General features: G+C 31.3%; 18 protein-coding genes, 4 pseudogenes and 1 other annotated feature. Of the genes and pseudogenes, 17 read left to right on the top strand and 5 right to left on the bottom strand.

The window, feature by feature from the left end:
* Positions 1 to 2: 2 nt before the first annotated feature.
* From CQZ94_RS07270 to CQZ94_RS31645, 13 genes and pseudogenes are all read left to right on the top strand, one after another.
* Positions 3 to 677, top strand: a complete 675-nt coding sequence (locus CQZ94_RS07270) for a response regulator transcription factor (protein WP_105584831.1) — start codon at positions 3 to 5, stop codon at positions 675 to 677.
* Positions 674 to 2,089, top strand: a complete 1,416-nt coding sequence (locus CQZ94_RS07265) for a HAMP domain-containing sensor histidine kinase (protein ID WP_105584830.1) — start codon at positions 674 to 676, stop codon at positions 2,087 to 2,089. Before CQZ94_RS07270 ends, CQZ94_RS07265 begins: the two co-directional genes overlap by 4 nt.
* Before the next feature lie 309 nt (positions 2,090 to 2,398).
* Positions 2,399 to 2,998, top strand: coding sequence for an undecaprenyl-diphosphatase (locus tag CQZ94_RS07260; protein WP_105584829.1), 600 nt, complete (start codon positions 2,399 to 2,401; stop codon positions 2,996 to 2,998).
* 236 nt (positions 2,999 to 3,234) lie between these two features.
* Complete coding sequence (locus CQZ94_RS07255) at positions 3,235 to 5,373, top strand: penicillin-binding protein (RefSeq protein WP_105584828.1); 2,139 nt, start codon at positions 3,235 to 3,237, stop codon at positions 5,371 to 5,373.
* Between the two features lie 192 nt (positions 5,374 to 5,565).
* Positions 5,566 to 5,824 (top strand) — a binding site (T-box leader).
* Positions 5,825 to 5,889: 65 nt separating this feature from the next.
* Complete coding sequence (locus CQZ94_RS07250; protein WP_105584827.1) at positions 5,890 to 7,128, top strand: MFS transporter; 1,239 nt, start codon at positions 5,890 to 5,892, stop codon at positions 7,126 to 7,128.
* Positions 7,129 to 7,238: 110 nt separating this feature from the next.
* On the top strand, positions 7,239 to 8,264 hold the full coding sequence (locus CQZ94_RS07245; RefSeq protein ID WP_105584826.1) for a serine hydrolase domain-containing protein: 1,026 nt from the start codon (positions 7,239 to 7,241) through the stop codon (positions 8,262 to 8,264).
* Between the two features lie 4 nt (positions 8,265 to 8,268).
* A pseudogene (locus CQZ94_RS31650) lies at positions 8,269 to 8,450 on the top strand (GNAT family N-acetyltransferase); the annotation flags it as partial.
* Between the two features lie 36 nt (positions 8,451 to 8,486).
* Entirely contained in the window at positions 8,487 to 9,110 is a 624-nt protein-coding gene (locus CQZ94_RS07235; protein ID WP_181149462.1) for a VanZ family protein, read from the top strand.
* An 81-nt stretch (positions 9,111 to 9,191) separates the two neighbouring features.
* Positions 9,192 to 9,698 carry a DUF3189 family protein gene (locus CQZ94_RS07230; protein WP_105584825.1) on the top strand — a complete coding sequence of 169 codons (507 nt, stop codon included), beginning with the start codon at positions 9,192 to 9,194 and terminating at the stop codon, positions 9,696 to 9,698.
* A gap of 199 nt (positions 9,699 to 9,897) precedes the next feature.
* A complete protein-coding gene (locus tag CQZ94_RS07225; protein WP_105584824.1) occupies positions 9,898 to 10,704 on the top strand; it encodes a DegV family protein in 807 nt (268 codons plus the stop codon).
* Positions 10,705 to 10,861: 157 nt separating this feature from the next.
* The gene (locus tag CQZ94_RS07220) at positions 10,862 to 12,085 is read left to right on the top strand and encodes a methyltransferase domain-containing protein (protein ID WP_105584823.1); all 1,224 of its coding nucleotides are present in this window, start codon (positions 10,862 to 10,864) and stop codon (positions 12,083 to 12,085) included.
* 113 nt (positions 12,086 to 12,198) lie between these two features.
* Positions 12,199 to 13,494 carry an MFS transporter gene (locus CQZ94_RS07215; RefSeq protein ID WP_105584822.1) on the top strand — a complete coding sequence of 432 codons (1,296 nt, stop codon included), beginning with the start codon at positions 12,199 to 12,201 and terminating at the stop codon, positions 13,492 to 13,494.
* A 163-nt stretch (positions 13,495 to 13,657) separates the two neighbouring features.
* Positions 13,658 to 13,789: a hypothetical protein gene (locus CQZ94_RS31645; RefSeq protein ID WP_258166010.1), complete on the top strand. Its 132-nt coding sequence runs from the start codon at positions 13,658 to 13,660 to the stop codon at positions 13,787 to 13,789.
* Between the two features lie 265 nt (positions 13,790 to 14,054).
* Here CQZ94_RS31645 and CQZ94_RS07210 read toward each other — a convergent pair.
* A pseudogene (locus CQZ94_RS07210) lies at positions 14,055 to 14,841 on the bottom strand (sulfotransferase family 2 domain-containing protein).
* A 290-nt stretch (positions 14,842 to 15,131) separates the two neighbouring features.
* Positions 15,132 to 15,296, bottom strand: a complete 165-nt coding sequence (locus CQZ94_RS31135; RefSeq protein WP_105584821.1) for a hypothetical protein — start codon at positions 15,294 to 15,296, stop codon at positions 15,132 to 15,134.
* A gap of 421 nt (positions 15,297 to 15,717) precedes the next feature.
* Between CQZ94_RS31135 and CQZ94_RS31640 the strand changes: the two are divergent.
* Positions 15,718 to 15,795 (top strand): annotated as a pseudogene (locus CQZ94_RS31640) (Holliday junction resolvase RecU); the annotation flags it as partial.
* Positions 15,796 to 16,151: 356 nt separating this feature from the next.
* Complete coding sequence (locus tag CQZ94_RS07200; protein WP_105584820.1) at positions 16,152 to 16,346, top strand: hypothetical protein; 195 nt, start codon at positions 16,152 to 16,154, stop codon at positions 16,344 to 16,346.
* A 126-nt stretch (positions 16,347 to 16,472) separates the two neighbouring features.
* On the opposite strand, the gene CQZ94_RS07195 is transcribed toward CQZ94_RS07200, so the two are convergent.
* Entirely contained in the window at positions 16,473 to 17,171 is a 699-nt protein-coding gene (locus CQZ94_RS07195; RefSeq protein WP_105584819.1) for a hypothetical protein, read from the bottom strand.
* A gap of 518 nt (positions 17,172 to 17,689) precedes the next feature.
* Here CQZ94_RS07195 and CQZ94_RS07185 point away from each other — a divergent pair.
* Both CQZ94_RS07185 and CQZ94_RS07180 read left to right on the top strand, forming a co-directional pair.
* Entirely contained in the window at positions 17,690 to 18,490 is an 801-nt protein-coding gene (locus CQZ94_RS07185; protein WP_105584818.1) for a GNAT family N-acetyltransferase, read from the top strand.
* A 46-nt stretch (positions 18,491 to 18,536) separates the two neighbouring features.
* Positions 18,537 to 19,412, top strand: coding sequence for a glycerophosphodiester phosphodiesterase (locus CQZ94_RS07180; RefSeq protein WP_105584817.1), 876 nt, complete (start codon positions 18,537 to 18,539; stop codon positions 19,410 to 19,412).
* Between the two features lie 30 nt (positions 19,413 to 19,442).
* Here CQZ94_RS07180 and CQZ94_RS07175 read toward each other — a convergent pair.
* Positions 19,443 to 19,856: pseudogene (locus CQZ94_RS07175) on the bottom strand (hypothetical protein).
* Positions 19,857 to 19,995: 139 nt separating this feature from the next.
* On the bottom strand, positions 19,996 to 20,463 hold the full coding sequence (locus CQZ94_RS07170) for a DUF2306 domain-containing protein (RefSeq protein ID WP_105584816.1): 468 nt from the start codon (positions 20,461 to 20,463) through the stop codon (positions 19,996 to 19,998).
* Positions 20,464 to 20,615 lie beyond the last annotated feature (152 nt).

The following is a 20,615-nucleotide window of genomic DNA, read 5'->3' as shown; positions in this document are numbered from 1 at the left end:
CGTTGCAACATATATTAATTATTGAAGATGAGGAAAGCTTAGCAGATTTTTTAGAATTAGAATTAAAGTATGAAGGATATAAAGTAGATATACAACTTGATGGAAGAAAGGGATTAGAAGCAGCACTTGAAAATAGTTATGACCTCATTTTACTTGATTTAATGTTACCAGGATTAAATGGACTGGAAGTATGTCGTCGACTAAGAGCAACTAAAAATACACCTATTATTATGTTGACTGCTCGTGATAGTATTATGGACCGTGTGACAGGGTTAGATAGTGGAGCTGATGATTATCTTCCAAAACCGTTTGCGATTGAAGAACTTTTAGCACGTATGAGAGTTATATTTAGAAGAGAAGAAAATATAGAGCATAAGCACACATCTTCTCTTACGTTTAAAGACTTACAGCTTCAAATTGAATCTCGGACTATAACTAAAGGAAATGAAGAAATCGAACTTACAAATAAAGAATTCGAGCTATTGCTTATGTTTATGAAAAATATTAATCGAGTACTTACCCGTGATATTTTACTTGATCAAGTATGGGGATATGATGCAATGGTTGAGACGAATATCGTTGATGTATATGTTCGTTATTTACGTAATAAGTTACATAGTGTAGATAAGGAGGAGTATATCCAAACGGTCCGCGGTGCTGGATATATAATGAAATGATTAAAAATATTATGTACCGAATTCGAAATCTACCTATAAAGTGGAAATTAACACTTTGGTCCACTACACTAGTATTCATTTTGTTTATTTTGTATAGCGCTTTACAATTCATTGTAATTAATAAGTGGACTATAGATTATGAACAGAAGCAAATAAATAGACAAGTGACAGAAATAGCGGCATATTTCCAAGATAAAAATGATACGCTCTCGAGCAAAACATTTGAAAACAGTAAAGAATTTCTTAACAACATGATTGATAAACATCAAATGATTCGTATTATAGGAAATGATGGAAAACCCATTGTTACTGTTTCGCGAGATTTTAATGAAGCGTGGATAGAGCCAAAAAAAGTTACACAAGATGAATCATTTATAAAAAGACATATAGAAGATCGAATATTAGTTGAGCGCATTCCCATTCAAACAAAAAAATTTACTGGAACTATTGAACTTGCGAAAAACTTAGAGACATTTGATCATTTATTAAAAATAATTTTAGTGGTAATGGTTATCGCTGGGATATGTGGATTAGTGTTTAGTTTTTTAGGCGGGATACTTATAACGAAAAAGCTTTTATCGAGTGTTCAAAACATAACGGATACGATGAAGCGGATTAAGAAAAACGGACTAAATGAAAGGGTTCTAGTACGAGAAAATAATGATGAACTCGCAAAATTATCGATTCTTTTTAACGAAATGATGGATGAAGTAGAAACTTCTTTTACACAGCAAAAACAGTTTGTGGAAGACGCATCACATGAATTAAGAACACCATTAACAATTATTCAAGGACACTTATCACTGCTGAATCGATGGGGGAAAAATGATTCAGCAGTATTGGATAAATCTCTTCAATCCAGTCTGAAAGAAGTAGATCGATTAAATAAATTAGTTTCAGAATTGCTAGAGCTATCAAGAGCTGAATCAGAACAGATGCATCCAATAGCAGTCGAACGAGTCCATGTTAATAGCGTATTAAAACAAGTTACACAAAACTTTGCAGTACTTCAAACTGACTTTCAATTTGATATGAAATTGGATGCAGATGAAGCATATGTTTCAATGCCCTCATCTTACTTAGAACAAATTATTATTATTGTAATGGATAATGCAGTGAAATATACAAAAGAAGTAAATCAGTATATTTGCATTGAATCAAGTTTACAATCGGGAAAAATTAAAATTTGCATAATAGATCATGGAGCGGGCATACCTGAAGCAGATTTACCTTTTGTTCTTAATCGCTTTTATCGAGTTGATAAAGCGAGAAGTCGAAAACAGGGTGGAAATGGTCTGGGTCTATCTATTGCCAAAAGGCTTGTAGAAAAATATAACGGAACTATTCAATTAGACAGTAAAGAAAATGAAGGAACAATTGTTACGATTACATTTCCTTACGCTACTCATTGATAGTAAAAGGTAGAAAACCCCATTCAGAAGAGCTCTTCAAAAGGAGGAATACATCATGTATTCCTCCTTTTTTAATATTTAGTATATTCATGCATAGAGTGTTTACCCTACTATATAAAATATTTTACAACCTTTATACATATTTAGCTCGTGTAAATAGTTACACGATTGTCAAATGAATAGTAACAAAATGAGAATTAGATGAGAAAAGTTTAAGCCCATTTTCATATTGATGTTGTATACTGTGTAAATCAAGAACACTTGTATCTTTATTTAAAGTACAATGAGAAATAATAAGGAGAGAGTAATATGAATTACACAGTATTTCAATGGATTAATAATTTTGCTGGATCATCCAAGCTATTAGATACGCTAATGATCGCTATTACAAATAGTGTTCCATATGTAGCTATACTATTTATGCTTATCTTATGGTTCAATAATGGAAAGAAAGAGAATGCAATTAGAAAACAATATACAGTGTTATATACGACACTTTCAGTTAGTATTGCATTATTAGTAAATGTTCTTATACATGCGGTATATTATCATCCGCGTCCTTTTATTACACATCATGTAAATCAATTAGTACCGCATGCAGCAGATTCATCATTTGTAAGTGATCATTCTGTACTTGTATTTTCGATTGCTTTCGTATTTATTCTAAGAGGAGAAAAGCTTAAATATATCGCGCTTATATGGGCAATATTAGTCGGTGTATCACGCATGTACGTAGGTGTTCATTATCCTCTAGATATACTTGGTGCTGCGTTCTTAACATTTATTACAAGTGGATTAGTAATACAAAGCACACGTATACTTGAACCATTAGCTAGTTTTATTTTCAAAATGTATGCACTAGTAGCAAAACGAGTTCCTTTTTTAGCGAAATATAACCATATAGCTTAATCGTAAGAACCTACAAAAAGTAGGTTCTTTTTATTTGAAAATTCTTAAATTTCACTTACCGTATTTTATGTTAAAAATACAAAATTAATAAAAAACAAATAGCAACAGAGCTGGTTTTCTTATTGTTATAGAGGAATTAGTAAAAAAACTTCGAAAAAGATAGTATCTAATATAATAAAGAACATATTTAGTAGCGCATATTCACATTAATACATTGGAAAGGCGAGGAGATTAGTATGCATAAACTTCAAACGAATAAAGGCGCTCGATATATGATGATTGTTTTTATTGTTTTGTTCCTTACTATGCTTTTACGTATATTTTATATTCAAGCAGTAGGAGTCGTGCATAGTGTTAATGTAAAAGATCTTGCGAATGAACAACAAAACAAAAATGGAGTTTTAGAGGCAAATCGCGGGACAATTTATGATCAAAACGGTAAAGTATTAGTCCAAGACTCAACGACATATCGCATCGTTGTAAACTTAAAAGGAAAAGATAAATTAAAAGATAAAGAAGATACTGCACAACGTTTAGCAGATGCGCTTGAAGTTGATAAAGAGGAGATCATGAAAAATTTTCATGAAGGACGTACGCAAGTTGAAATTGGTAAAATTGGACGTAATTTATCTAGAGAAGCGAAGGAAGAAATTAATAATTTGAAAATACCAGGTGTATCGTTTACAACAGAAAAAGCCAGAGTATACCCAAATGAAGATTTCGCCTCGTATATACTTGGTTTTGCAAGACCGGACGATAAAGGTAATGCGGAGGGGAAGTTTGGGCTTGAAAAAAGTTTAGATAAATATTTACGCTCTACAAACGGAAATGTAGAATATGTAGGTTCACGAAGAGGTATCCCACTTACAAATGATATAGGAAAAGTAGAACCTGCTAAAAATGGAAATAACGTATATCTTACGCTTGATAAACAAATTAATAGTTTTTTAGAAGACGCGATGAATAAAGCGGAGCAACACTATGATCCTTCTATGTTAGTAGGAATCATTGCAGATCCAAAAACAGGTAAAGTTTTAGCAATGTCTAGTAAGCCTAGTTATAATCCTAATAAGGGAGACATTGAATATTTTTTAAATGATCCAATTGCGAACGCATTCGAACCAGGTTCTACAATGAAAGTTTTCACATTAGCTGCTGCAATTAATGAAGGCGTATATAACGGGAAAGAATATTTCCAATCAGGAAAATACGCAGTTGGTTCAGCGGAGATTAAAGATCATAATGGCGGCTATGGATGGGGCTCAATTACATTTGATGAAGGGTTTGAACGGTCATCAAACGTTGCTTTTTCTATTTTAGAAGACCAGTTACTGAAACCAAATAAATTCAAGCAATATATGAACAAATTTGGTTTCAATCAAAAAACAGGGATAGATTTGCCTGGAGAAAGTAAAAATACATTATTGTTAAATACTCAAATTCAACAAGTTACTACTTCTTTCGGTCAAGGTTCAACTGTAACTCCTATTCAAATCGTACAAGCGGCCACAGCTATAGCAAATGACGGGAAAATGATGCAACCTTATATTGTTGACAAGGTTGTAAATCCAACAAATAAACAAGTTATTATGGAAAATCAACCTAAAGAAATAGGGAATCCGATTAAAAAAGAAACTGCAGATAAGGTAAGGAACTTAATGGAGCGTGTTATAACATCATCTAAAGGAACGGGAACGATGTATAAAATTGATGGTTATCCGATTGGTGGTAAAACAGGGACAGCGCAAATTCCGAATCCTGAAAATGGACGATATATGGAAGGGAAAGATAATTATATTTTTTCATTCTTAGGAATGGCTCCAATTGATGATCCGCAATTAGTCGTATATTTAGCCATTAAGCAACCTAAATTAAAGGGGAATGAATACGGTGCTCAGCCTCTTGCTGAAATTTTTAAACCAGTTATGAAAAATAGTCTAGAATATTTAAAAGTGAAACCATATACAGAAAAGCAAATGGCAGATGCAACAAAGCAATCTGAAATAAAAGTACAAAATTATGTAAATCAAACGATGGATACTGTAAAAAATATTGCAGAAAAAGAGAAACTTCAGCCGGTATTATTAGGAGAAGGAAAGATAATAAAACAGTATCCACAGACTGGCGAAGTAATGAGTGAAGGAGATCGCATATTTCTAGTAGGAAGTAATGTGAAAATGCCTAACCTAAAAGGTTGGTCAATGCGTGATGTTATGTATTTCTCTAAGTTGTTGAAATTAGATGTAAAAACAACAGGTACTGGATATGTCACGAGTCAAAGTATTGAAAAAGGACAAGATTTACAAGAAGGAGACACTTTGATACTTAATTTAGAACCGCCTTTAGAACCATTAACAGAAGCGAATACAAATTAGTATAGAAGTTCGTAGGGGCCTACAGTAGAATAGGCTCTTTTTGTTTGAATTATAAGTAATTTCACGCACCGTATTTTTTAATTAATAATAAATTAAATCAAAAAATTACAAGGGATGTTTTCTTTTGTAAAAAACTGATTATTCTATTTAATCATTTACAATATACTACCCTCCATGATATTATGGATAAAATTACATGCGATGATGAGAAGAGTAGATAAAATGAATTTTTCACAGAGAGCTCCATTTAGCTGAAAAGGAGCAAAAATTCTTTATTGAATCAAGCCTCTGAGCAGCACATCGGAGCCTTTAACGAAAGGGGGTGGTGTGACGGGAGCTCCCGTTATAGAGCTAAGGTATAAGCATTTTTAAATGCAGTACTTGATAAGGTTAATATGGCAACATATTAATAAACTAGGGTGGCACCGCGATGATAAATCTCGTCCCTAAGACTTTAAGTCTTGGGGGTGGGATTTTTTTATTGGTTTAAAACAATTTAGAAAGCGGGTGCTTAAAGTGAAAAAACTACTTAAAGATTGGAAATATCCTTTATTACTACTGTCCGGAGTTGGTATTGCAAATTTAGGTGCATGGATTTACTTAATGGCACTTAATATACTTGTCTATAAAATGGGCGGATCAGCCTTAGCTGTTGCTACTTTATATGTAATTAAACCATTTGCGACCTTATTTACAAACACTTGGGCAGGAAGTATGATAGATCGTTTAAATAAACGAAAGTTAATAATCCATCTTGATATATACCGCGCAGTATTTATCGCTATTTTACCTTTGCTTCCATCTCTTTGGATTATCTATCTTTTAGTATTCTTTATTAGCATGGCTAGTGCGATTTATGAGCCAACTGCTATGACGTATATGACGAAATTAATACCAGTAGAACGAAGACAACGTTTCAACTCACTACGTAGTTTAATAGGATCTGGTGCATTTTTAATTGGTCCAGCGGTAGCAGGCGTATTATTAATAGCGAGTACACCAGAGTTTGCTATATATATGAATGCTATAGCATTTTTGTTATCAGGGTTAATTACATTACTTTTACCTAATCTTGATAAAAAATACGATTCTAATATATCAGGTGATAAGTTATCTCTAACTGTACTAAAAAAAGATTGGAACATAGTTTTAAATTTTAGTAAAAAATCTTTGTATGTCGTATGTGTGTACTTCTTATTCCAGGGGATGATGGTATTAGCTACCGCAAATGATTCACTGGAATTATCATTTGCGAAAGAAATTTTATTGTTAACAGATAGTGAATATGGCTTTTTAGTTAGTATCGCTGGAGCGGGTTTTATTTTAGGAGCCCTAACAAATACAATTTTATCAAAAAAATTAGCACCTTCATTTCTAATTGGGATAGGATCATTATTCATTGCAATCGGATATTTGATTTATGCTTTTTCAAGTGAGTTTTTAATAGCTGCTATCGGATTCTTTATTTTATCTTTCTCTATGGCATATGCAAATACAGGATTTTACACATTTTATCAAAATAACGTTCCGGTTCATATGATGGGACGAATCGGGAGTATATACGGGCTCGTTATAGCTGTTTTAACAATTTTTATAACGATTCTGTTCGGCGTTGCAACTCAATTCACTTCTATACAACTTGTAGTTATTGTAGGAGTATTAGTAATGCTACTTATTACTATCATATTGTGCGTGTTTACTTTATTACCATCGCAGTCTAAGATAAATTCCGCTGAATCAATAAATGCGAAATAGTTCCATTGGTTTTTATTTGAAATTTAGGGGGGGAATAGGAGGTTTCTTCCCCCTATATATGGAAAAATGATAAGGGGAAAGAAAAATACTGATAAACAAGGGTGGTTATTATGCTAAAAACAAAAGATCAAATAGAGAAAATTGTAAAAGGAATACATCACAATATAGATTTTTCTGGGGTAGTCTTAATAAAAAAAGATGATGATATTATCTATGAAAATTCGTTTGGATATGCTAACCGAAGTGAATGTATAAACAATACACTACAAACAAGATTTGGAATTGCCTCAGGATGTAAATTATTCACTGCTATCAGTATCTGTCAACTTGTTGAAAGAGGTGTAATTACTTTTCATACAAAGTTAAAAGATTGTCTACATATTAAATTCCCAAACTTTAATGAAGATATTACAGTACATCAACTTTTAACGCATAGTTCGGGTATTCCAGATTATTTTGATGAAAGTATCATGGATAACTTTGAAGATCTTTGGAAACAGACCCCTATGTATCTTTTAAAAAGTTTAAAAGACTTTTTACCATTATTCCAAAACAGTAATATGATGTTTACACCAGGAAGTAAGTTTTACTATAATAATGCAGGTTTTATTATACTTGGATTAATTATAGAACAGCAGACAGGACTTGAATTTACGGAATATATAGAAAAAAACATATTTGTTCCAGTTGGCATGAATGATTCAGGCTATTCCTCTTTAGATAATTTACCGAAACATACCGCTCTCGGATATATAAAGGATGTAAATAGTCAAAAATGGAGAACAAATGCATACTCTATACCCATAAAAGGAGGTTCTGATGGCGGTGCTTACATTACTGCACCAGACATGGTGCAATTTTGGGAAGCTCTATTTAACAACGAAATATTGAGCCACGAATATACGAAGTTACTTTTAACTCCTCATATTTTGGTGAATAATTGCCAGTCTTACGGCTATGGAATATGGATTGAGAAAAGACAAGGAAATATTTTTAAATATCATGTAATGGGATATGATCCAGGCGTGAGTTTTCGCTCGGCCGTATACCCGGACTTAGGAATTACATTAGTTATTCCATCAAATAAAGGGGCAGGACCCGAAAAGTTTATTGTAGAAATAGAAGGAGTTTTTTAATTACATGGATATAAAAATTAGAGCATATAAAAACGATGAAATAGGCTCGATTCGTTGCCGTTTGTTATCTTTTTTAGATATATACTTAGAGAAAAGTATGAAAATCTTGTTATTGAACTAATAGCTATACATGCAGACCGAGTAGTAGGGTTGATAGATTTTGAATACGAAATAGAAGAACATACGCATGGAAGTGTAAGGATATAAACCAATAATATGACGATGAAAGGGTGGATTAACGATTTGTATATGATCAGTGGTAGTTGGTTTATTATTTTGGGAGTCTGTTGCTATTTGATTGTACGAAGTATATTAATTGTGATAAAGGATAAAATGCAAGTGTATTGGTTAAAAGAATGTATTAATTTTCTTTTTGTAATATACATCTGTATGGTTGTTGCAGTAACCTTATTTCCCTTGCCAATCGGGTTTCCTTCTAGTGTTGAAAATCTTAATCGTTCAGTCAATATTATTCCTTTTGCATCAATTATTAAAGAAATCGGTCAAATAGGAAGTGCCTATGATGGTGATGTCCTATTTATGATTGGTCTAATCGTAAGAAATATAGGCGGGAATGTTTTATTATTAATGCCTTTAGGGTTTTTAGCACCAATAATATGGGATAAATACAATAAATTAAAAAACACTATGATTCTAGGATTAGTTATATCATTCAGCATAGAAATACTACAATTGATAGAATCATTAATGAGTGGATGGGGACGAATTACTGACATTGATGATATAATTTGTAACGTTTTTGGTGCTATTATTGGATTTTATATTTATAAAATGCGCTGTTATATTTTTGTTAAATATAAAATCCAGTCATTATATAAAGCGTAAAAAGAACATCGTCCTTTGTTTAATAAATAATTATATGGTGATACTAATAAACATTGAACATTTCTAATAAAGGATGATAATATGATATTCATTTACACAGATTTCGGTGGAACGCATACAACCTCGCTAGCTGCAGCTTATCATTTAAATAAATTGCCAACTGATCGGAAGTTAACGAAAGAAGAAATTTTAAATGTGGAGTACTTTAATAAATTGAAAACAGAAGATATGGGGAAAATTATTTTTCATGGACAAGATGAATATGGAAATCCTGTATATACAATTGGATGCGGGGCATCAAAAGTCGTTGTACCTGCGATGAAGCATTTAGGAGAAATTCTGCAAAAACATTATCAAAACCATGATAAGATTATTTTTTCTAATACATCACCAACAGTTCCATTGCCAATGACTTTAGGCGGTTTGTTTTCTAGAAGATTTCATATTGATTTTATTGGTGTACCGTTACTCGTATGGGGAGCGAAAATTTGCTGTGATAACATACAACGGCTTGTCAATTATACGAAAGAAGCTGGACGAATGACTAATGATTATGTTGTAATTTTAGATAATGAAACTTTTAAATAATGTATTATTAGAGGGAAATCGGGGAAATATCCTGATTTTCTTTTTTATTTGTGAAATAGACAAACAATATTCACATTTATTATACATCTACTATAGCCAAAATAATAAAGTCCTGTTACTATTACAGGGGATATTCTCTTTTCGTAAGATAAATATATAGAAAAGTCAGAAAAGAGGAACAGGATAAGGGAGGAACAACATGAAGCGTGTTGCTTGGTTTACTGATAGTACAACTGCGAGTTTTACAACAGGTGGTGATAACTTTGTTATCCCAATTGAAGTTATTATTGATGGAGTGTCTTATAAGGATTGTGAAGAAGGAGTTCATAAACGTCTTTATGAAGCGTTAAATGACGGAAGAACAGTTACTACTTCGCAACCTAACATAGGGGAAATGGTAGAATTATTTACTAAATGCAAAGAAGAATATGAAGAAGGCTTTGCAGTTGCTATTAGCGGAAAAGTAAGTGGGACCTATCAAAATATGAAGCTAGCTGCTGATATGGCAGGTTTCCCTTTAACTGTATTAGATAGTGAAACGACAAGTTATCCAATGGATGAACTTTTGAGAAAAGCTAAGACGTTATACAATGATGGTATGACTTTACAAGATATACACAAAACATTAGTAGATGAAAAAAGAAGACCTTATTATGTATTTCCAAAGAGTTTAAAAGGTTTATATGCAAGTGGTCGTGTAAAGGGAGTTCAATTTTTACTTGGAAGTTTATTAAGTGTCAACTTAATCTTAGAAGTAAAAGGCGGAGAACTTTTACTTGAAAAGAAAGTTCGCAAAATCCAAAAGTGTAGAGAATATATTAAAAATGAGCTTGAAAAAGAATTACCAAAAGTACTCCATATGTTCCATGCTAACGATAAAGCCGGAGCTGAAGAATGGATTTCAGATATTAGACAAGCATTCCCTGAAATGGATTTCAAACTGTATCCATTGCCAATTTCATTTGCTGTACATGCAGGTGAGGGAACAATAGCAGTTAGTTATTAAAGTAAAACCCGTGAATTATTCACGGGTTTTTTATTATATAAAACCTTAATTACATCATCCTCGTATCATAAATAATAATGTATAGATAAAAGGATTTTCTACTTTTAAAAAAGAAGTATGTATAAACAAAAATTATAATGGTAGTGGTAGTGATATTATGAAAATCGGAAAGTTTGGAGAAATAAATAATATAAGTATAGATACGATTAGACATTATATGGATCTCGGACTAATTATCCCTGAAAAGAAGGGTGGCCATTATTTTTTTGATGAGTATTGTCAAAAAGATATAGAGCTTATATTAGAATACAAATGGCTAGGATTTAGTTTGAATGAAATTAAAGAACTTTTTCTTTATAAAAGTTTAGCAAAATCTATGAATTACGAAAAAGATACTTTTTACCAATCTTTATTTAAATTGAAATATGAAAAGATTGAACAAGAAATACAAACTTTAGAGGAGAGAAGAGATAAATTAAAGGAAGTGTTAAATGATTTATCTATAACAAATGAAACTCCGAATTCTATTATAGGGATAGATTTAAGCGTACTTCAGTTACTTACATGTTCTAAGTGTAGCGAAAACCTAATTCTTCAAAATGGAATTATTAATAGCAATCAAATTATAGAGGGGAATTTGACTTGTAACTGCGGCGAAGAATACGTTATTACTTCAGGGATTATAACAGCTGATAAATTATTTAAAGCATATGAGCGAACGTCACTTGAAGATTCTATTTCGGATTATATCTATGAAACTGATACTGCATATTTGGAAAATATGAATAGAGAAGGAGAATGGGCGAAAAAGAAACTAATACAATTAGATTTAAATAACAAAATATTACTTGATATAGGATCGGGTCTTGGGTTCTTTTTGCGGAACATTTATGAAGAATTACCCGAAGATTGCTTATTTGTTGCAGTTGATCGAGATTTGAATAAACTACTATTTTTAAAAGATGTATTAGAGAGAAGAAATCCGAAAAGAAACATTCTTTTTATCTGTACTGATTTTTTGAATATACCTATTCAGAATCAGTCTGTTGATATTGTAATTGATCAGTCTGGTACTAGCAATTATAGTTTTGAGCATGAGAATTTTTTACTTCACGAATTAAATTCTCTTTTAAAACCTAATTGTTATTTATTAAGTTTATTTATTTTATTTAAAAATTTTAGCATAAACAGCCAAATTATAACTAGGTTTCGAGAGAATTTTACACTTTCAAAAGTAACGAAAGAAATCCAAAATCTACATTTTCAATCCATTGATGAAAGAACTTCAAATTATTTGGAACGAGGCGGAAAATACGAGGATTTCTTTGTTCAAGGAGAAGAAATTTATACATATTCATTTTTCGGAAAAAGATGGGGTTAACCCCATCTTTTTTTATTTTCTTTTAAAAATTTTAAATTTGCACATATTGATATTGGGTTGACCCGAGAACTTACACTGTACGTAATACAAAATTAAGCGGGAGGAAAAAAGTTATGGGGAGTTTACGAATACATTCACAGAATGAAAAAAGCAATCAAGAACTAAGAAATATTTGTCTCTATTCAATTGGGAAAACAGTATCAATATTTGGTAGCTCTATTTATAGTTTCGCATTCGGATTATATGTTTTACAAATAACCGGATCAGCATTAAATTTCGCGATTACGCTCATATTAGGAACTATTCCAATGATTGTTATGAATCCATTTGCCGGTGTAATTGCAGATAAGGTTGATAAAAAGAAGTTGGTTGTTTGTATGGATCTATTAAATGGAAGCTTATTAATCGCTGTTTATATATTAAGCAGCAATTATGGATTAAACTTATTCATCATTTATGCTACTACCTTTCTTATGTCGGTATTTACAACATTCTTTGGAATAGGGTTAGAAGCCGCAAAACCAAATATCGTCTCTAAAGAAAGGCTAATGAGTATTAACTCTATAAGTAAAATTATCGATTCTGTATCTTTAATTCTCGGTCCTATGTTAGGTGGCATCGTTTTTGCAGTCTTTGATATTAAAATTTTTATAATTATAAACGGTATATCATTTATTCTTTCAGGGATAGCAATATTATTTATTCATTTTAAACTGTTCGAGTACAACATAAATGAGAAATGTTCAAAAAAAGGAATTAATTTTATTAAAGATATAAAGGAGGGTTTTTCTTACTTAATTGAAAAGGAAAGCTTAAAGAATACGTTTCGTATTTTGATTTCACTTAATTTCTTCTTAGGTTTTGCTGTAACTGTTCCGTTGCCATACATTATAAACACGGTTCTTGATCTCAGTTCTAAAAAATTAGGTATTATACAAGGGACTTTCCCTATAGGGATGATATTAGGGGCCCTATTAGTTAGAAAGATAACTGATCGTTTTTCTTACTCCTATCTTTTGAGACAGCTAAGTTTTATATTGGCAGTGTTTATGATTATTTCAGGGATACCAGTTTTATTCAAAAGTTTTGAAGTAAATGATTTTATATATGTTTTTACGTATTGTATTATTATGTTCTGTTTAGGACTAATTATAGCGCTAATAGATATCCCTTTAGCTTATTTCATGCAAAAAGAGATTCCTGATGAATATAGGGGAAGAGTACTCAGTATTGGATTAAGTATAGGTAAAATGATGATGCCTATAGCAATGGCATTATCAGGTATATTATTAAACTATGTTCCAGCCTATACTATTCCAATTGTAGGAGGAATCTTTTATCTAATATTGAATAAGGTTTCTTCAAATCATTTAATATTAGAAATTCATTCAAAAGATTATAGTGTTTAGTAGCTTCTTAAATTATTTATTAAGAGGTGTTATAAAATTAATTATAGAACAGTATCTTGTCATATTCTGTCGAAAGGAAACAAAAAAAGAGAGTACAAGATTTCCCATTTTTTATGTTACGGTTAAATAAGAAAAGATTACGAGAGAAAGCGAAGGATTAAAAATGAAATCTAAAACATTACTAACTATTGGAACGATGATCGTTGCAGGAAGTGTATTCACAGCTTGTGCAGTGACGAAATCGGACGAAAAGATGAAAGCAAACCCAAACGAAGATAGTGAAACGGAAAAGTAAGTCAAGAACGTTAAAGGGGTTTGTTGGAAAAATATCATCATTGGCTTGAGTTTTAGCACTATCAATGTGAGATTTTACTTTTTTAATTCCTCCATAATTTGAAGTTGGATTTGTTTTATCCCATCCATTTGAAATTTATTAAAAAAGAGCACTATAAAGTAGTGCCCAACTTCAACCCGCAGGAGTGTTATGAGGAAACTTAAGTAAGTGGACTTAAGTTTCTCTGTAATAATTATAAATTTGTGACTAGGAATAGACCTATATTTTAAAGTGGAGTTAGGGGGTATTTGTATATGGTGAAATCTTTGTTAAAAATGTCTTCAACTAATTGGATAGTTTCGGAGTCATAAAAACTATCATATGTTGGGAATCGTGGGAATAAAGGATCTGTAATGTCAGCATCTGCATAGTCCCCTTTCAAGGGCGCTCTTACTTTGATGATGCCATGACTTAGTTAATACATCTAAAGGGGACTTCTTTAGACCATATATATTTTCTAAATTTGAAATTTCAGAAGAGAAGTTTTCAAGATAAATATAGTTTGTAACAAATTCTTCTTCATCTTGAACATATTGTTGCACATAGTGCGGGTTCACGGTGTCTAAATTTTTCATATGTGCTTTTAAATAATATAAGAAAAGTTTAAAGGAGATTTTTTTATTACAATGTTCATCTTGATATAAAAAACGGCGGATTGGTTTCCACTCGGGATGGTCAATATTTGGTGGGGGAATTAGTGAAATAAATGAACTTACTGCCCTTTTATAGAGGTTTCTTACAAGTTTATATGTCTGCTTTTCATTTGTATATAATGCATTTGCAAGCCCAGTAAAGTAGTACGCTGAATTTTTGTATATATCGAATTCATAATTATGGATGAATGGGTTATATTTAATTGCTTCCTTAAACAAGTTGATTTGATAAAAAAACCAATGAGCAAGTGAAGTACATCCACTTTTTTGACTCCAAAATAATATTATGGGGAAATCTTGATGAAAATGAGGTCCTCGAGCGTATTTCATAATGAAGTCGTAAATATTTGAGGTAGTCATTTTTAGCCTCCCATCGTATTTCTAGAAATTTTACCTTTGTATATGGTATGGAGGACATACTTATATATGAGAAAAGGCCATGAAGATATATAAATAACTTTATAAAAGCGTTATATAAAATATTTTATGTTTTTCCTGTCAATTGATTGCATCCTTATAAATAAAAAAGCAGCTAGCAAAAGCTAACTGCTCGGTTCTCCAAGGGGGAACAAGGAGAAAGTAACTTAATGGGTTGTCTACATTATTAACGGAATATTGAGTTTTATTCAGAGGAGATTATATTTTACAAATTAGATTATGATAGTCGCTATTCTCCATATTGACCAGAAAAGGACTAAAAATTCTAGTGAAATTCCAAGTGTTTTTTTCCTAGTTTTTTGAAATTCTTTTATTAAATAGCCAACAGCGCTAATCGCTATAAGAATGACAAAAATAAGTTCTAGTGTAACTGGCATTATATCTACTCCTAATATTTAAATTTAATTTATCATATTACGATTATAAGATATTTTGATGATTAGTGGTGAGATTTAAACAAAATAATCCTTTTACGAAAAAAGGTCCTGTTGTCTCCAACAGAACCTTTCCTAAAATGGCAAAGAGTAACTCTTACCTTACTCTTCCGCTATATAATACACAAAATACGTATAGATGTGTAGAACAAGAAATTCCAATATAATTATTCGAATAAAGTGTTTAAAAGTATTCTTTCAGGGACTAATATAAGGGATTAAATTACAAATATTGATTTATCAATGGTTTGTAATGATGCACTAGCAAATGATAGTTAGTAAAGAAAATATTACAATAATAAAATATGAAATGTTGCATATTCAATTGAAATAGAAAATTACAAGTGGAAAGCGAGGAATAAAAATGGGACTAGGAAACCGTGGGATGGTATTTGAAATGCTTATTAACCTAGCGAATGAAATGTATCAAAGAGGAGGAATGGTGGAAAATGAGTAGCTACACAAAATGGTATCACTACTTCTAGTTGATGCCAATAATTGCAGTGTTTCTTGAAATACCTTGGGTAGTTTTAACAATCGTTGATTCTGTCTCATTTAAAAAATAGGGATGATGTTAAATGACTAAACCAATAGCAATTATCGTAGGCGCTGCCGTGATCTGGGTGGCGTCTTGTTTGTTGTTAAGGAAAGATAAGGGATGAAATAGATTTGAAACTTAAAGATTAGATAATAATATTATTACTTTAAAATGCAGAAAGTAGACTAATAAACAAGCTGTTTTTGTTTTTTAGCATAGAATATGATGAATCTAGAGTTTAAGAGGAGGTAATTATATTTATGGGATGTAATGGTGATTTCAGACGTTTCCGAGATTGTGATAGATTTTGGGATGATTTAATGTTCTGCAGACGCAGACATAGAGATTGTGATGACCGTCGTTGTAGACGTGACCATGACTGTGATTGTGATGAGTGCCGTCGCAGACGTAATCATGATCGTGACTGTGATCGCGATAATCGTCGAGATTGGTAAAGTACTTTGAATGAGTGCGCTTCTTCATAGCGCTCTTTTTTGTTTATGGATTTTTTAAATCAATACTTATTAAATACGAAGAATGTAGTATTATAAAAAAACGCAGAAGCATCATCCTGCGTTTTTTTATCGTAATTCAGCTGTCTTTCTAATAACAATCTTATCAATATCATCTTCTTCATCACCAATAAATAACCCGCGCTCTTTTAAATATGTTTCAAAATATAAATCTGCTTCTGCACGTTCATCATATGGCTTTACAGATAGAACGAAACCTAATTTATTTTGCTCCTCTAAATGAGAAGTGGAGATGTAAGCCGGTACATTGTGGCGTAAAAAGAGCTCTTTAACCGGAATAATCATATCTCTCATTAATTTCGTTAACATACCCATTTCAAACTCAAAATTAAAGCGATCTATACTAGATAAATCCGCGAATACTACACCAATAAAACCTGTATTAAATACTTCTTGATATTCTATTTCTTCGTTACCGTAAAAATTCTTTTCGATTAAATAATTTATAAAGTAAGCAACGCCATCACTTTGTTCAAACGGTTTTGTTGAAAGAACAAAGCCGATTTTCTTTTGTTTATGTAAATACACACATGACATGTATGCGGAGATATTATGTTCTTTAAATAATGCACTCGTTGCCCCAGATAGACCATCTAGTACGTGATGAACAATTTGAAGTTTTTTACGAGCGAAATAATAGGATTTCTTTTGTAACTCCAATGTATCAATAAAGACAGAGCCGATAAAGCCTGTATTTGAAATAATAGGTGTTTGCTTTTTTCTTCCTCTGCGCTTTGCTTGAGCCATTGTTAAAATCATCCCTTCATGTACAAATAAATTAAAAAGAACGTTTGTTCGTATATTTATATTTTACTATTAAAACGCTCTAAAGTAAAGGGTTTTTGACGAAAAAACAATAAAAAAGACACCTGTAAAAGGTGTCTTAAACGCTGTAGGGAATAGGGTTCATCCCGATTATTTATATTATGATACAGATACAATCTCTTCTGTATCTTCTACATCTAAATGACAGTCCATAGTACGAACATCTTGATCTTCATGACTTCCGAAATAAATAGTAATTTTCATATGTATCGCTCCTTTATTCTAGGAATACCTAAAATAATTACTAGTAATGTTAATATTTATTATATACCACTTTTTTCATTCCGACAATGTTATATCATTTTTTATTCCTTCATACTAAAACGTGTGATTTAAAGGTGTTAAAATGGGCGTTTTCAAAAAATATGTAAAATTCCTTATATGTTATATTTAATATAGGAGTTATTAAATTATTACTTTCTATGAAAGGAGCACGATTGATGAATTATCAAAAGTTACTTATAGATAATTTCACATATAAAACTACATATGTTGCTCGTCATGTGCAAGGGATGAGTGTAAAGGAAACGAGAGATTATATTGCCGTTGACTGTGGGTTACCAGCAGATACATTTAATATTATCACTACACTAAACAACAACTTAACAGACGGAAACGAGGCGTTATGTGCGGAGATTGAACATTTTAATCAAAAAAGGTTTCCTGTGAGTGTTTGGTATTGGGATGCAATGCAAGAGAATAATTTTAAGAACGAGTTACTAAAACTTAATTTAATAGAAGCGGAACATAATATTGCTATGGTTGCAGACTTAAAAATAATTCATCCAATAATAGACATTCCAGTAGGTTTTACATTACAAAAAGCAACATCACCAAAACAAATACAACAATTTGGCGAAACATTAGCGGCTTTATTCGGTACATCAGTAGAAGGTACTCACGTTCAAGCATACTATAATCAAATTTCTTCTTTAGATTTATGGAATAGCGATGACATGAAACTATACTTAGGTCTTTATAAAGGTGAGGTAGTATCTGTTGGCTCTTTAGTATGTACGAAAGATAGTGTCGGTATTTATGATATAGCGACTAAAAAAGAAATGAGAGGGCAAGGATTCGGCTCTACTATGTTTAATTTCCTGCTGCAAGAAGCAAAGCGACTAAAAGAAACTTACTGTGTATTACAAGCTTCATCTGATGGAATAAACATCTATAAAAAATCTGGCTTTCAAGTTGTAGGACTAATGACTGTTTTTGAAAATCGACATTTATTTGAGTAAATCCTCTAAGTCAAACTGCATTAAATATGGGAGTTAATATTTTGTTATGAAGAAAATATCTATCATTACAATCATTTGTTTCTTTATTGTAATAAGCATTTTTGTTTTTCATCAAGTAAATGAACAAAAATATACAAAAGCAATAAATCAATCAAATCATATTAAAAACATTGCACATAGAGGTGCTTCTGCATATGCACCTGAACATACAATAGCGGCTTATAAATTAGGACAACAATTAAAAGGTGACTATATAGAAATAGATCTCAAAATGACAAAAGACGGACATTTAGTAGCTATGCATGATGAAACATTAAACCGTACAACTAATGGTATGGGATTAGTTAAAGAACATACATTAGAAGAAATAAAGAAACTAAATGCAGGATCTTTTTTCAATAAAAAGCATCCAAATTTAGCAAAGAAAGAATTTGAAGATGCTACAGTTCCAACACTTGAAGAAATTATTGAAACGTTTGGACATAATGCTAACTATTATATCGAAACAAAATCACCAGATGAATATCCTGGAATGGAAGAAAAACTATTAGAAATTATAAATCACTACCAAATAAATGATAAAGTTATTATTCAATCATTTAGTGAAGAAAGTCTGCGAAAGATTCATAGTTTAAATGCTAATATACCGCTAGTACAATTATTATCATATAAACAAGCAGTTCAATTAACCGCATCAGAAATAGAAAAGTATAAAACATACTGCATGGGTCTTGGTATGAACTACAAATATATTGATGCAGCCTATGTTAAAAAAATAAAGAAATACGGATTAGAAGTTCATCCATTTACAGTAGATAATGAAAAAGATATGAAAAAGTTACTAGTATGGGGTGTAGACGGCATGTTTACTAATTATTCGGATCGTTTACATTCAATATTGGATTTAAAAAATCATAAGTAAAAAGAATCCAATAAAAATATTGGATTCTTTTTATTTAGTTCTATGCACCCATCGTGAAACAATAGGATAATGAAATTCTTTATTTTGTAATTCATATAAAATCCCTTTAAGTGGTCCTAAAATTACAGCAGCTAAAAGTATTATATATAGTGGAATTGTTCCAAAAATAACAAATAAGGAATTTGTACTCAAGTCAATGTGTAATAAGGAAAGCATGATCGTACGGATTACTATGAAGTTCCAAAGAAATACAGCGAGCCATACTCCAAATTGAAAAAGGGCTGATTCTAAATTCATCTCTTTTATACTTTGTGATTAAAAAACGAAATAAAGTATGAGCGGTACAAAGAAAAGTGTATTACCAAAGAGGAAAAAGGCCAAGAAAGATAATAAAGTAATTCCATGTATCACTAGTTTAATGTTTTTATCTTGTGATAGTATCATTAAAATCCTCCTATATTTAATTTATATGAAATAATATAACCCATTATATCATCGGAAACATGGAATCAAAATAATAATACTACTTGCAGTATTCAGCATGATTTTTCATAAGCTTACTTAGAAAGTAATCAAAATGTAATTAATTCTTCCTTTGTTTTTTATATTTTTTTGATACACTGGCTACGAGAGGAATGCCAATTAAGGTAGGTAAAAACCAAAACCATATAGGCGGCAGTAAATTAATAATTGGAATATGAATGCCGACGTTTACTAAAAGCGCGGTTACGGCACCGATATAGGAGCCTAACATACCTCTAATATGGTGGCAAATCCAATTTTTCCAACGCTTTTTTCTTGCAAGGTAGCCATAAATCGCAAATGAATAAGAGAAAATTGCTACATAAAATAAATATGCGATTTTATCCCAGTTTATAATGGATAATAGTATTGCAGTAAGGGTGATGACAACATACGATGCATGATATATTTCGCCCCATTCCGTATGTTTGCCTTTCTTTTTTTGAGCAACCATCGCTACAATACCAGTAATTAAACATATGGTTCCAAATAATATGTGTATGGTCAAAAGAATGTTGAAAATGCTCATAAAAGTTCCTCCTTTTTTATTTTTATAGTATTGCAGTATAGGAGAAAAATATAGTTAGTTCGCCTTAATATATTGAAATAAGGGTACTCCTAGAACAAAATGAAATGATTAAATTTTTTCTCAAATTTAGTGAGATGAGTATTACGTTAAAT

The organism is Bacillus sp. MYb209 (assembly GCF_002975175.1).
Classification (GTDB): Bacteria; Bacillota; Bacilli; order Bacillales; family Bacillaceae_G; genus Bacillus_A.
This window is presented reverse-complemented; position numbering and strand designations above follow the sequence as displayed.